Origin of the sequence: Pseudomonas extremorientalis, from assembly GCF_001870465.1 — a bacterium.
GTDB classification, from domain to species: domain Bacteria; phylum Pseudomonadota; class Gammaproteobacteria; order Pseudomonadales; family Pseudomonadaceae; genus Aquipseudomonas; species Aquipseudomonas extremorientalis.
In genome coordinates this window covers 1-13,399 of sequence record NZ_MDGK01000056.1, presented here as the reverse complement: position 1 = coordinate 13,399, position 13,399 = coordinate 1, and the positions used below count along the sequence as shown (strand labels likewise).

General features: G+C 60.6%; 12 protein-coding genes. 5 read left to right on the top strand and 7 right to left on the bottom strand.

Translation table 11 applies throughout. From position 1 onward, the window contains the following. Positions 1-58: 58 nt before the first annotated feature. Both BFN10_RS22710 and BFN10_RS22705 read left to right on the top strand, forming a co-directional pair. Positions 59-985 carry a LysR family transcriptional regulator gene (locus BFN10_RS22710; protein ID WP_071491560.1) on the top strand — a complete coding sequence of 309 codons (927 nt, stop codon included), beginning with the start codon at positions 59-61 and terminating at the stop codon, positions 983-985. Between the two features lie 137 nt (positions 986-1,122). Next, the gene (locus BFN10_RS22705; protein ID WP_071491559.1) at positions 1,123-1,812 is read left to right on the top strand and encodes an ArsR/SmtB family transcription factor; all 690 of its coding nucleotides are present in this window, start codon (positions 1,123-1,125) and stop codon (positions 1,810-1,812) included. Positions 1,813-1,862: 50 nt separating this feature from the next. On the opposite strand, the gene BFN10_RS22700 is transcribed toward BFN10_RS22705, so the two are convergent. After that, a complete protein-coding gene (locus tag BFN10_RS22700) occupies positions 1,863-2,816 on the bottom strand; it encodes an adenosine deaminase (protein ID WP_071491558.1) in 954 nt (317 codons plus the stop codon). Between the two features lie 194 nt (positions 2,817-3,010). Here BFN10_RS22700 and BFN10_RS22695 point away from each other — a divergent pair, with 194 nt between their 5' ends. Next, complete coding sequence (locus tag BFN10_RS22695) at positions 3,011-4,102, top strand: calcium:cation antiporter (RefSeq protein WP_071491557.1); 1,092 nt, start codon at positions 3,011-3,013, stop codon at positions 4,100-4,102. Here the strand turns inward: BFN10_RS22695 and BFN10_RS22690 are convergent, their stop codons facing one another. The 6 genes from BFN10_RS22690 to BFN10_RS22665 all read right to left on the bottom strand — a co-directional run bounded on the left by BFN10_RS22690 (position 4,103) and on the right by BFN10_RS22665 (position 10,062). Continuing rightward, complete coding sequence (locus BFN10_RS22690) at positions 4,103-5,458, bottom strand: 8-oxoguanine deaminase (protein WP_071491556.1); 1,356 nt, start codon at positions 5,456-5,458, stop codon at positions 4,103-4,105. Between the two features lie 146 nt (positions 5,459-5,604). Beyond that, positions 5,605-6,291 carry an SDR family oxidoreductase gene (locus BFN10_RS22685; RefSeq protein WP_071491555.1) on the bottom strand — a complete coding sequence of 229 codons (687 nt, stop codon included), beginning with the start codon at positions 6,289-6,291 and terminating at the stop codon, positions 5,605-5,607. Between the two features lie 34 nt (positions 6,292-6,325). Next, the gene (locus tag BFN10_RS22680) at positions 6,326-6,907 is read right to left on the bottom strand and encodes an IMPACT family protein (protein ID WP_058423629.1); all 582 of its coding nucleotides are present in this window, start codon (positions 6,905-6,907) and stop codon (positions 6,326-6,328) included. Positions 6,908-6,919: 12 nt separating this feature from the next. Beyond that, complete coding sequence (locus tag BFN10_RS22675) at positions 6,920-7,579, bottom strand: TetR/AcrR family transcriptional regulator (RefSeq protein WP_058423630.1); 660 nt, start codon at positions 7,577-7,579, stop codon at positions 6,920-6,922. 87 nt (positions 7,580-7,666) lie between these two features. After that, a complete protein-coding gene (locus BFN10_RS22670) occupies positions 7,667-9,061 on the bottom strand; it encodes a uracil-xanthine permease family protein (RefSeq protein WP_071491554.1) in 1,395 nt (464 codons plus the stop codon). A gap of 80 nt (positions 9,062-9,141) precedes the next feature. Beyond that, positions 9,142-10,062, bottom strand: a complete 921-nt coding sequence (locus BFN10_RS22665) for a LysR family transcriptional regulator (RefSeq protein WP_071491553.1) — start codon at positions 10,060-10,062, stop codon at positions 9,142-9,144. A gap of 126 nt (positions 10,063-10,188) precedes the next feature. Here BFN10_RS22665 and aptA point away from each other — a divergent pair, with 126 nt between their 5' ends. Together aptA and BFN10_RS22655 are read left to right on the top strand one after the other, a co-directional pair. Beyond that, positions 10,189-11,538: an omega-aminotransferase AptA gene (aptA, locus tag BFN10_RS22660; protein ID WP_071491552.1), complete on the top strand. Its 1,350-nt coding sequence runs from the start codon at positions 10,189-10,191 to the stop codon at positions 11,536-11,538. 39 nt (positions 11,539-11,577) lie between these two features. Next, positions 11,578-13,071, top strand: coding sequence for a CoA-acylating methylmalonate-semialdehyde dehydrogenase (locus BFN10_RS22655; RefSeq protein ID WP_071491551.1), 1,494 nt, complete (start codon positions 11,578-11,580; stop codon positions 13,069-13,071). The last annotated feature ends 328 nt before the right edge of the window (positions 13,072-13,399 follow it).

Genomic DNA, 13,399 nt, shown 5'->3' with positions numbered 1-13,399 from the left:
TAAAAGCGGCTAAAACAGCAGTCTGTTTCAATGAAATTTTGATAATGGGCGGGAACGTATGCTGCGCTTTGATGATTTGCAGTTGTTTGTACGGGCGGCGGACCTCGGGAGCCTGTCCGCAGCGGCACGGGTGATGGACCTGTCGCCTGCCGTGGCCAGCGCCGCGCTCAAGCGTATCGAACAGCAACTGGACGCGCGCTTGCTGGCGCGTTCCACCCGCAGCTTGCGCCTGACCGCCGAAGGCGAGGGCTTCCTGGAGTATGCCCGTGCTGCGTTGAGTTCACTGGACGAGGGGCGCCGTTTATTGGCGAGCGGCCAGGACCATGTCAGCGGCGTGCTGCAGCTGTCCGCCCCGTCGGATTTCGGGCGTAACCAGTTGCTGCCGTGGCTGGATGAATTTCAGCGTGAGTATCCGCAACTTACCGTGCGTCTGCTGTTGGGTGATCGGATTGCCGACCTGTTTCGCCAGCCGGTGGATATTGCCCTGCGCTACGGTGAGCCCGAGGATTCGAGCCTTATCGCGCTGCCCGTTGCGCCGGAGAATGTTCGCGTGCTGTGTGCCTCCCCCAGCTACCTCGCCCGTTATGGTCAGCCTCGGCACCTGGAGCAATTGGCCCAGCACAATTGCCTGCTCTATATGCTCGGAAGCCGGGTTCATGACCACTGGACGTTCCACGACGGCAAACGTGAAGTGAGCTTGACCGTCACGGGGGACCGCTTCAGTGACGATGCCGACGTGGTCCGTCGTTGGGCGGTGGCGGGTGTGGGGATTGCCTACAAATCCTGGCTGGATGTCAGCACCGATGTGCTCGCGGGCCGCTTGCGCCTGATCCTGCCGGAGCTGCGTGGTGAGCGCACGCCGCTCAATCTGCTGTGTGCCCATCGGGCGCAACTGAGCAAGCCCATCAACCTGTTGCGGGAAATGCTCGTATCTCGCTGTGCGACGTTGACCGCTCAATGGCCGGAGCGATTGAGCGCGACGTAGCGCCTTCCATCAGAGCAGGAAATTTCACTCAGGTCCTGTCCCTATCCGCGCTGTCAGACGCCGTGGAACCGGTGGTTTGCGCCCCTATACTCTGGCTCCCACATCAGTAGAAAAATAAGCCAACAGGGAGTGAAAAGATGGAAGCAGCACCATGCATCAGTCAGATCGCCAGCTTGCTCGCCGAGCCCAAGCGCACCGCCATCCTGTGGGCCTTGATGGACGGTTCAGCCAAGTCACCGATAGAGTTGGCGACGTTCGCCGGTTTGTCCACGACCTCCGCCCATGCGCACCTGGCGCGACTGACCGCAGGCGGTTTGCTGCGTGTGGAAGCCAGGCGTGGCAAGCGCCTGTTTCGCGTGGCGGCGCCGGATGTCAGTGCAGCCATCGATGCCCTGGCCAGGACCACCATGGCCTGCGCTGCGCGCAGCGCGCCGGATGCTTTGCCGCCGACCCTGATTGCTCCGCCGTCGTTACGTCATGCCCGTTTGTGCCATGGGCACCTTGGTGGCGAGTTGGGGGCGCAGTTGTATCAACATCTGCTGGACGCAGGCTGGATCGAGCGCTACGAACAGCGTCCCGATGTCACGGTGAAGGGCGCCCAGCACTTGGCAAAACTGGGGATTTTTACCCAGGCATTGGCGTCGCCGCTGGTGTGTAACTGCTTTGACTGGAGCCAGCAGCAGCCGCACCTGGGCGGTGCGTTGGGGGCGGGGTTGTTGCAACTGTTTTTGCAGTCGAGCTGGATCTGCGTGAGCAATGAGTCCCAGGCCTTGCAGGTCAGTGCCATCGGGCGCAGGGCGATCAGCCGGTTGGCCGTGCCTGAGTGATGGTCCAGGCATTGACTGTGCAGGAGCCGGCAAGCCGGCTCCCACGGGTATTACGGTTTGACCAGTCGCGCATCCAGGCTGTTTTGCGCCAGGCGTCTGGCCTGGTCCTGGGTCATGCCCAGTGAGGTGTACAACGCGTGGAAGTTCTCGGTGACATAACCGCCGAAGTACGCCGGGTCATCCGAGTTCACGGTCACCTTCACGCCACGCTCGAGCATGTCGAGGATGTTGTGCTGGGCCATGTCGTCGAACACGCACAGCTTGGTGTTGGACAGCGGGCACACGGTCAGCGGGATCTGCTCGTCGATGATGCGCTGCATCAGGCGCTCGTCTTCGATGGCGCGTACGCCATGGTCGATACGCTGGATTTTCAGCAGGTCGATGGCTTCCCAGATGTACTCCGGCGGGCCTTCTTCACCGGCGTGGGCGACGGTGAGGAAGCCTTCGTGGCGGGCACGGTCGAACACACGCTGGAATTTGCTTGGCGGGTGACCCATTTCCGAGCTGTCCAGGCCCACGGCCACGAACGCGTCGCGGAACGGCAGGGCTTGGTCGAGGGTTTTTTCGGCTTCGGCTTCGCTCAAGTGGCGCAGGAAGCTGAGGATCAAGCCGCTGGTGATCCCCAGTTGCTGCTCGCCATCTTTCAGCGCCGCAGCGATGCCGTTGAGTACCACTTCGAACGGTATGCCACGGTCGGTGTGGGTTTGCGGGTCGAAGAAGGGTTCGGTGTGGATCACGTTCTGCGCTTTGCAGCGCAGCAGATAGGCCCAGGTCAGGTCGTAGAAATCCTGGGAAGTGCGCAGCACGTCGGCGCCCTTGTAATACAGGTCGAGGAATTCCTGCAGGTTGTTGAAGGCGTAGGCCTTGCGCAGGGTTTCGACGTCGTTCCACGGCAGCGCAATCTTGTTGCGCTCGGCCAGCGCGAACAGCAACTCCGGCTCCAGCGAGCCTTCCAGGTGCAGGTGCAGTTCAGCCTTGGGCAGGGCGTTGAGCCAATCGTACATTTTCTAAATTCTCATCAGGTGCAATGAAGGCATTCTACAGGCCATGGCTGAAATAATCGGCAAAACCTGACCAGCAGGATTGCTTTCGTTGCATTCACGCAAGGGCCTTGTGAACTAAGGTGTAACGAAACGTTAGCGGCTTGGCGCAGTCTGTACCCCATCAATGACTGATTTGCCGTACTAAAAGGCCCGGAATGCTCACATCCCTCAAGCAAGAAAAATTCATGCTGCTGGCGCTGATTGCCGCCATCGCTGCCTATCCGCTGGAGCACTGGATGCTCCATAGTGGCCAAATCACGGCGCTGCTGGCCGGTGTGGTGCTGATCGGCTTTATCGTGGTGGCGTCGATGCGCGTGGCCCATCACGCCGAGCAGCTCGCGGAAAAAGTCGGCGACCCCTACGGCACCATGATCCTCACCCTCGCCGCCGTACTGGTGGAAGTGGTGATCCTGGCGATCATGATGAGCAATGAGCCATCGCCCACCCTGGTGCGCGACACCATCTATTCGGCGGTGATGCTCGACATCAACGGGATCCTCGGCCTGGCCGCGCTGATGGGCGGCATCAAGCATGGTGAACAGTCCTACAACGATGACTCGGCACGCACCTACAGCGTGATGATCCTCACCGCCATGGGTGTGTCGATGGTGGTGCCGGAATTTATCCCCGAAGCCGACTGGAAAATCTATTCGGCCTTCACCATTGGCGCGATGGTGGTGTTGTACACCCTGTTCCTGCGCATGCAGGTTGGGCCGCACAGTTACTTCTTCAGCTACAGCTACCCGGAAAAGCGCCGCAAGAAACTGCCGGAAGAACAGGAAGCGCCGCCAGTCAACCTGGCGTTTTCCATTGGCACGCTGGTGTTTGGGGTGATTGTGATCGGTGCACTGGCCGAGGTGATGTCCAAGACCTTGGACCTGGGCCTGGAAGGCACAGGCGCGCCGCCGGTGATCACGGCGATCGTGGTCGCGGCCATTTCGGCGGCACCGGAGATTCTGACCGCGTTGCGGGCGGCGTTGGCGAACCGCATGCAGTCGGTGGTGAATATCGCGCTGGGTGCTTCGCTGTCGACGGTGATCCTGACGGTGCCGGTGATGGAGGCGATGGCGCTCTACACCGGGCAGCCGTTCCAGATGGCGATGACGCCGGTGCAGACCGTGATGGTGTTTATCACGCTGATCGTCAGCGCGATCAACCTCAACGATGGCGAAACCAACGCCATCGAAGGGATGACCCATTTCGTGCTGTTTGCGACCTTTATCATGCTGTCGCTGTTGGGGTTGTAATCAGCCAGCGATCAACTGGTGCGCAGCCTGGGTGTGATCGGCGATCAGGCCCTTGAGGTCCAGGCCTTCGACCTGGCCGTCGATCACGCGCCATTTGCCGCCGATCATTACCCGGTCCGCACGGTCGGCGCCGCACAACAGCAACGCCGAAATCGGATCGTGGCTGCCGGAAAAGCGCAGCTCATCCAGCTTGAACAGCGCCAGATCGGCCTGCTTGCCTACGGCCAATTCACCGATATCCGTACGCCCCAGCAACTGCGCCGAACCCTTGGTCGCCCAACCCAGCACACCTTCCGGGGTGATCTTTTCCGCGCCGTAACGCAGGCGCTGGATGTACAAAGCCTGGCGCGCTTCAAGGATCATATTCGACGCGTCGTTGGACGCGGAACCGTCCACACCCAGGCCGATAGGCGCGCCGGCCGCGAGCAGGTCCAGGGTCGGGCAGATGCCGGACGCCAGGCGCATGTTCGAGCTTGGGCAATGGCAGATGCCGGTGCCGGCAGCGCCCAGGCGCGCGATTTCATCCGGGTTGAAGTGGATGCCATGGGCCAGCCAGGTGCGCGGACCGAGCCAGCCGACGCTGTCCAGGTAATCCACGGTACGCAGGCCGAAACGTTGCAGGCAGAAATCCTCCTCGTCGAGGGTTTCCGCCAGGTGGGTGTGCAGGCGCACATCCAGGCGATTGGCCAGTTCAGCGCTGGCTTCCATGATTTCCGGGGTGACGGAAAACGGCGAGCAGGGCGCCAGGGCAATCTGGATCTGCGCGCCGTCGCCACGCTGATGGTATTCACGGATCAGGCGCTGGCTGTCTTCGAGGATGACCTGGCCCTGTTGCACCGTCTGTTGCGGCGGCAGGCCACCGTCGGCCTCGCCCAGGCTCATGGAACCGCGGGTGAGCATGGCGCGCATGCCCAATTCGCGCACGCTTTGCACTTGCACGTCGATAGCGTTTTCCAGGCCCTCGGGGAACAGGTAGTGGTGGTCTGCCGCCGTGGTGCAGCCCGAGAGCAGCAGTTCGGCCAACGCAACTTTACTGGCCAGTGCGAGTTTTTCCGGGGTGAGCCGTGCCCAGACCGGGTACAGGGTCTTCAACCAGGGAAACAACGGCTGATTGACCACCGGCGCCCAGGCGCGGGTCAGGGTTTGATAGAAGTGATGGTGGGTGTTGATCAGCCCGGGCAGGACCACATGTTCACGGGCATCGAACACCTGTGCGCAGGGTTGCGTGGGTTCTTGGCCCTGGGCCAGCACTTCGGTGATCACACCGTCCTGCAGCACCAGGCCGCCACGGGCGTCGAGGCCGTTGGCCGTGAAAATCGCAAGGGGGTTTTTTAACGAGATACGGGTCGCAGGCATTGGCCGGCTCCTCTGAATGATGGGTTCAGGTTTGCCAGCTCAGTGTTGCCCTGTCTGCTGATCCAGGGTCGCCCGTGAGGGCGAGGTGGGCAGTCTACGCGCGGATTGTTATCGACGGCAATCGGTCGATAACAATCCCGCACCGCTTACCAGGCGATGGTGTCGCCTTTGTAGTCGATGAAGTGATGGCCGCCTTTGCCGGTGTAGGCGTTCACCTGGTCAACCAGGCCGCGCACGCTGGTGTCGACATCGATATGGGCGTTTTCGCCGCCCATGTCAGTCTTCACCCAGCCCGGATGCAGCGACAGTATGGTCAGCTTGTGATCACCCAACTGAGTGATGAAGCTGTTGGTCATGGAGTTGAGTGCCGCCTTGCTGGCTTTGTACAGCGCCAGGTCCGAGCCGTCCGGGATGGTCACGCTGCCCAGCACCGAACTCATGAACGCCAGCACGCCAGTGTCCTTGCGGATCTGCCCGACGAAACGCTGGGCCAGGTTGATCGGCGCTACGGCATTGGTGAAAAACAGTCGGCCGACTTCGGCCAGGGTGGCGTGGCCCGGCTCCTGGTTGGCGGGGCCCTTGACGCCCGCATTGACGAACAGCAGGTCGAAGGTGCGTGCCTTGAGGCGTTGGCTCAGGGCGATCACGGCTTGCTGATCGTCCATGTCGAGTTTTTCGATCTGTACCGGCCCAACGGCTTTCAGCGCATCGGCCTTGTTCGGGTCACGCACGGTGGCAGTCACGTCCCAGCCGTCCTGAAGCAGTTGCTTGACCAGGCCGAGGCCCAGGCCGCGGGAGGCGCCGATGATCAGTGCGGTTTTTGGCGTAGACATGAAAAGCTTCCTTTAGCGTCGCGGTTCACGGAGTTCAGCGTTGTAGCAGGATACGCCCACGGCTGAGGTCGGCGAGTTGAATTTGCAGGGTGTCGATATGCGCTTCGCCCAAGGCCAGTTGCAGCTCGACGCCATTGGCGGTGAAGGTTTCTTCGACCACCAGCCCACCCAGTTCGGCGACGCGCAGTTTCACCAGGTTCAACTCGGCGAAGCCACAAGCGCAACTCAAGGGGACACGGCTGATCAGTTCGATGCGATCGGCGGTTTGCAGGCATTTGTTCGCTCCACCGCCATAGGCCCGGGCCAGACCGCCGGTGCCCAGCTGGATGCCGCCGTACCAGCGAATCACCAGCACCGCCACCTGATCGAAGCCCTGGGCCTCGATGGCCGCCAGGATCGGCCGCCCGGCGGTGCCGCCGGGTTCGCCATCGTCGTTGCTGCGGTATTGATCGGCCAGTTTCCAGGCCCAGCAGTTGTGCGTGGCGTTCAAGTCGCTGTGTTGCTCGAAAAACGCCTGGGCGTCCTGCGGGCTGGTGATCGGTGCGGCGAGGGTGATAAAGCGGCTTTTGCGTATTTCTTCGCGAAACTCGCAAAGGCCGGTGAGCGTGAAAGGCATAAGTCGCTTCGTTTAATAGGCGGGCTTGATGCCGCAGCCCTTGAGGATGATATGGATCAGGTTAGTGCCGGCGTCTTCCATGTCCTGCTTGGTCAGCTTGGTGCGACCGGTGACGCGGCAGATCTGGGTGGCGAAGTCGGCGTAGTGCTGGGTGCTGCCCCACAGCAGGAAGATCAGGTGCACGGGGTCTATCGGGTCCATCTTGCCAGCGTCGATCCAGGCCTGGAACACGGCTGCCCGGCCGCTGAACCAGGCGCGGTAGTCCTGGCTGAAATATTCGGTGAGGCATTCGCCGCCGCTGATGATCTCCATCGCGAAGATTCGCGAAGCCTGGGGCTGGCGACGCGAGAACTCCATCTTAGTGCGGATGTAGCGGGTGAGCGCTACGGCCGGGTCATCTTCGGCGGTCAGCGTGTTGAAGGTGCTGTCCCACAGCTCGAGGATATTGCTGAGCACCGCGATATACAGGCCCAGCTTGTTGGTGAAGTAGTAATGCAAGTTGGCCTTGGGCAGCCCGGCACTGGCCGCGATGGTGTTCATGCTGGTGCCTTTGTAGCCATGGCGCGCGAACTCGTCTTCAGCCGCCTGCAGAATCGCTTGTTCGTTCTTTTGCCGAATGCGGCTGGCGGGCTTACCGGCGTGGGTGCTGTGGGCAGGAACTTCGAGGCTCATGGAGGTTTCCGTGCTGATCGATTGAGACGACGTGTGCACAGATAACCCACCCTCAAGCCTCAGACAAGTCCTGATGCAATAAAACCGTCAAAGCGGTTCCAGGCTGTCGCTTTCCGGTGCTTTGTTTGCGGCAGCGCTGGGGGCCTTGCTTTCGGGCAGCAACAGGCACAACACGATGGCCGTCAGCCCGCCGCTGGTGATGGCGGAGTCAAACAGGTTCTGCACCAGCGTCGGCATCAGATGCAGCAGGTTCGGTTGGGCGGCGATGCCCAGGCCGACGCCAAACGAAGTGGCGATGATCAGCATGCTGCGCCGGTCCAGCGGTGCCTGGGCGAGGATGCGCACGCCAGCAGCGGCCACACTGCCGAACATCACCAGGGTGGCGCCGCCCAACACCGGCTTGGGGATTTGCTGCAGCACGGCGCCAATCATTGGAAACAGACCGAGACAAAACAGCACCGCGCCGATGTAGAGGCCAACGTAGCGGCTGGCCACGCCGGTGAGTTGGATTACACCATTGTTCTGCGCGAAGGTGGTGTTGGGGAAGGCGCTGAAGGTGGCGGCGATCATGCAGCTCACGCCATCACCGAGTACGCCGCCCTTGAGTCTGCCTATATAAGAAGGGCCGCTGATGGGTTGGCGGGCAATCATGCAGTTGGCGGTGAGGTCACCAACGGTTTCGATGCTGCTGATCAGATAAATAAGCGCGATCGGTAGGAAAGCGCTCCAGTCGAAGTTGAAACCAAAGCGGAACGGGATCGGCAGGCTGACCAGCGGCAGATCTGGCAGGGCTTGAGGCACCAGTTTGCCACTGAACCAGGCGGCCAGGCTGCCGAGGGCGAGGCCGATGATGATGGCCGAGAGGCGCACCCAAGGTGTATTCGAGCGGTTGAGCAGAATGATCGTCAACACCACGAACAGGCCCAGCGCCAGGTTGGTCGGCGCGCCGAAGTCGGCGGCATTGAAGCCGCCGCCGAGGTCGGTGATACCGACTTTGATCAAGCTGATGCCGATCAGGGTGATGACGATTCCGGTGACCAGAGGCGTGATGACTCGGCGCAGTTGCCCGATGAAGCGGCTTAACACGATCTGCACCACGGCGCCGAAAAAGCACACGCCGAAGATCATCGCCATGATGTCTTCCGGGCTGCCGCCGCGTTGTTTCACCAGGAAACCTGCCGACAGCACCGCGCCGAGAAAGGCGAAGCTGGTGCCTTGCAGGCAGATCATCCCGGCGCCTATGCCGAAGGGCCTGCGCGCCTGGATGAAGGTGCCGACACCGGAGACCATCAGCGCCATGCTGATCAGGTAGGGCAAATGGGCGGTGAGGCCCAGGGCGGAGCCGATGATCAGCGGCGGGGTGATGATGCCGACAAATGCAGCAAGTACATGTTGCAGGGCGGCGAGTAAGGCAGGTCCGGGTTTCGGGCGGTCGTTGAGCCCGTAGATAAGATCGCTGCTGTTGGACGTTTCTGGTGACATGGCTGGCAAACTCAAGGTCTATGTCCTTGGGCTGTTGCAAAAAGCTGTCCAACTGCTCAGCTTTTAGCTGCGAGGCCGAGTTAGCGGGTTGCCGCGAGACTTTCCAGGAAGCTTTCCAGCACCAAATGGGGGCGCCGGCCTTTGCGCGTGACCGATGCGAGGCTTAAATCGTAAAAACGCGTAGCCGGTTTCAGCGCACGCAGTCGGCCTTGTTGTACCCAAAGGCTCGCGTAGTGGTCGGGCAGGTAGCCGATGTAACGGCCGGTGAGGATCAGGAACGCCATGCCTTCGCGGTCGGAGGCGCTGGCCGTGCAGTTGAGCGCCTGGTAATGGGCCTGGATTTCGGCGGGCAGGCGGAAGGTCGGGGCAATGGCGTCCTGGGCGTCAATGCGTGCATCTTCCAGTTGCTTGTTGTCGGCATAGAACAACGGGTGGCCGACCGCGCAGTAGAGCAATGAACGTTCACTGTACAGCGGTTGGTATTCCAACCCCGACAAGGCGCTGGCCTGGGGCACCACGCCCACATGCAAGCGGCCATCGAGCACGCCTTGTTCGACTTCGTTGGGGGCGATCATACGGATCTGGATCTGTACGTCCGGCCCGCGCTCCTTCAGTTGTGCGAGCGCGTGGGTGATGCGCATGTGGGGCAGGGTGACGAGGTTGTCGGTGAGGCCGATGATCAACTCGCCACGCAAGTGCTGGTGCAGGCCGTTGACCTCGGTGCGAAAGCTTTCCAGGGCACTCAGCAGTTGCAGGGCCGACTGGTAGACCTCGCGGCCCTCTTCGGTCAGGGAGAAGCCGGCGCGGCCGCGTTGGCACAGTCTCAATCCGAGGCGTTGCTCCAGGTCGCTCATTTGCTGGCTGATCGCCGAGCGCCCGATGCCCAGCACGGTTTCCGCCGCGGAGAAGCCGCCGCACTCCACCACGCTGCGAAAGATGCGCAGCAGGCGGATATCGAAGTCGCTGACTTGGGCCAGGGGGTCGGGTCGACGGCTGCTCATAGTTTAGTGAAGGCCTGACTGAAGGTTAGAAGAGTTGGATTTCACCGACTTTATCGTCGTGGCAATTTAGCTGCAACAACGCTTTTTCAATCCCGACGCTGCCTTTTGCCCTGCGAGGTTTTGCTGATGAACATGCCCGAAAATGCCCCATCGTCCCTGGCCAGCCAATTGAAGCTGGACGCGCACTGGATGCCATACACCGCCAACCGAAACTTCCAGCGTGACCCGCGCCTGATCGTGGCCGCCGAAGGGAGCTGGTTGACCGATGACAAGGGCCGCAAGGTGTATGACTCGTTGTCGGGCCTGTGGACCTGTGGTGCCGGGCATACGCGCAAGGAAATCCAGGACGCGGTCGCCAAGCAGCTGGGCACGTTGGACTACTCGCCGGGCTTCCAGTACGGTCATCCATTGTCCTTCCGGTTGGCGGAAAAGATTACCGACCTGACCCCAGGCAACCTGAACCATGTGTTCTTCACCGACTCTGGCTCCGAGTGTGCCGATACGGCGGTGAAGATGGTGCGTGCGTACTGGCGCCTGAAGGGCCAGGCCACCAAGACCAAGATGATCGGTCGCGCCCGTGGTTATCACGGTGTGAACATTGCCGGTACCAGCCTGGGGGGCGTCAACGGCAACCGTAAGCTGTTTGGCCAGGGCTTGATGGACGTTGACCATTTGCCGCATACCTTGCTGGCAAGCAATGCCTTCTCCCGTGGCATGCCGGAGCAGGGCGGTATTGCGCTGGCAGATGAACTGCTCAAGCTGATCGAATTGCACGATGCGTCGAACATCGCTGCAGTGTTTGTCGAACCTATGGCCGGCTCCGCTGGCGTGCTGGTGCCGCCACAGGGTTATCTCAAGCGTCTGCGTGAGATCTGTGACCAGCACAATATCCTGCTGGTGTTCGATGAAGTGATCACCGGTTTCGGCCGTACCGGCTCGATGTTCGGTGCCGACAGCTTCGGCGTGACCCCGGACCTGATGTGCATCGCCAAGCAAGTCACCAACGGCGCGATCCCGATGGGCGCAGTGATTGCCAGCAGCGAGATCTACCAGACCTTCATGAACCAGGCGACGCCGGAGTACGCGGTGGAATTCCCCCACGGCTACACCTACTCGGCGCACCCGGTGGCCTGCGCGGCGGGCTTGGCGGCATTGGACCTGTTGCAGAAGGAAAACCTGGTGCAGAGCGTCGCTCAAGTCGCCCCGCACTTTGAGAATGCGCTGCATGGCTTGAAGGGCAGCAAGAACGTGATCGACATTCGCAACTACGGCCTGGCCGGCGCGATCCAGATTGCCCCGCGTGATGGTGATGCCATCGTGCGTCCATTCGAGGCCGGCATGGCTTTGTGGAAAGCGGGTTTCTACGTGCGCTTTGGCGGTGACACCCTGCAGTTCGGGCCAACCTTCAACAGCAAGCCGCAGGACCTGGATCGCCTGTTCGATGCGGTCGGCGAAGTGCTGAACAAGATCGACTGATTTCTCCTTCTATATAGAACAACTTTTCAGGAGCCCCGCATGAGCCTTATCCAGCATTTGATCAACGGTGAGTTGGTCAATGATTCCGGCCGTAGTGCCGACGTGTACAACCCGTCGACCGGCCAAGTGATTCATCAGGTGCCGTTGGCCAGCCGTGAAACCATCCAACAGGCGATCGACGCAGCCAAGGCGGCGTTCCCGGCGTGGCGTAATACACCGCCGGCGAAGCGTGCCCAGGTGATGTTTCGTTTCAAGCAATTGCTGGAACAGAACGAAGCGCGCATTTCGCAACTGATCAGCGAAGAGCATGGCAAGACGCTGGAAGATGCTGCCGGTGAGTTGAAGCGTGGCATCGAGAACGTTGAGTACGCGTGTTCGGCACCAGAGATTCTGAAGGGCGAGTACAGCCGTAATGTAGGACCAAATATTGATGCATGGTCGGATTTCCAGCCGCTGGGCGTAGTGGCCGGTATTACGCCGTTCAACTTCCCGGCGATGGTGCCGCTGTGGATGTATCCGCTGGCGATCGTCTGCGGTAACTGTTTCATCCTGAAACCATCGGAGCGTGATCCGAGCTCGACATTGCTGATTGCACAACTGTTGCAGGAAGCCGGGCTGCCCAAAGGCGTGCTCAGCGTGGTGCACGGTGACAAGGGCGCGGTGGACGCGCTGATCGAGGCGCCGGAAGTGAAGGCGCTTAGCTTCGTGGGCTCGACGCCGATTGCCGAATACATCTATTCCGAGGCAACCAAGCGTGGCAAGCGCGTACAGGCATTGGGTGGGGCGAAGAACCACGCGGTGCTGATGCCGGATGCGGATCTGGATAACGCCGTCAGCGCTCTGATGGGTGCAGCATACGGTTCCTGCGGTGAGCGTTGCATGGCGATATCGGTGGCGGTGTGCGTGGGCGACCAAGTGGCGGATGCGTTGATCGCCAAGCTGGTGCCGCAGGTCAAGGCACTGAAGATCGGGGCGGGGACGTCTTGTGGCCTGGATATGGGGCCGTTGGTGACTGGTCAGGCGCGGGATAAGGTCAGTGGCTATATAGAAGACGGTGTTTCTTCGGGTGCCAGGTTGGTGGTTGATGGGCGCGGACTGAGTGTTGCGGGCCATGAAGAAGGTTTCTTCCTGGGCGGTAGTCTGTTTGATCATGTGACGCCTGAAATGCGTATCTACAAAGAAGAGATCTTTGGGCCGGTGTTGTGTGTTGTGCGGGTGGATAGCCTGGAAGCGGCCATGCAACTGATCAACGACCATGAATACGGTAACGGTACGTGTATTTTCACCCGTGACGGTGAAGCGGCGCGTCTGTTCTGTGACGAGATTGAAGTGGGTATGGTGGGGGTGAATGTTCCATTGCCTGTGCCGGTGGCGTATCACAGTTTTGGTGGCTGGAAGCGTTCGCTGTTTGGCGATCTGCATGCCTACGGGCCGGATGGGGTGCGTTTCTATACTCGTCGCAAGGCGATTACCCAGCGTTGGCCGCAGCGGGCCAGTCATGAAGCCTCGCAATTTGCTTTCCCTAGTTTGTAAGTAGTGCAGAAAGCCGGCCCCTCGGGGCCGGCTTTTGCGTTTCTGGGCGTTTTTTGACCTGTGTGACATAAATATTAAAAAAGGTGTTGACGGCAGATTCTGGAAGTCTATAATTCGCCCCACTTCCGGCGCAGTCGAAACGGAAAACTCCTTGGTAAACAAAGAGTTACGCGGAATTCGACAGCGACTTGCTTCAGTTCATCGAAGTCCAGGAGGAGTTGGTAGGGCAGTGTTGTCTGGCTCTATTAACGATTCGATCCTCTCGGTCGAAAGCGGAGAAAAAGAGGTGTTGACAGCAGCGTGTAACGCTGTAGAATTCGCCTCCCGC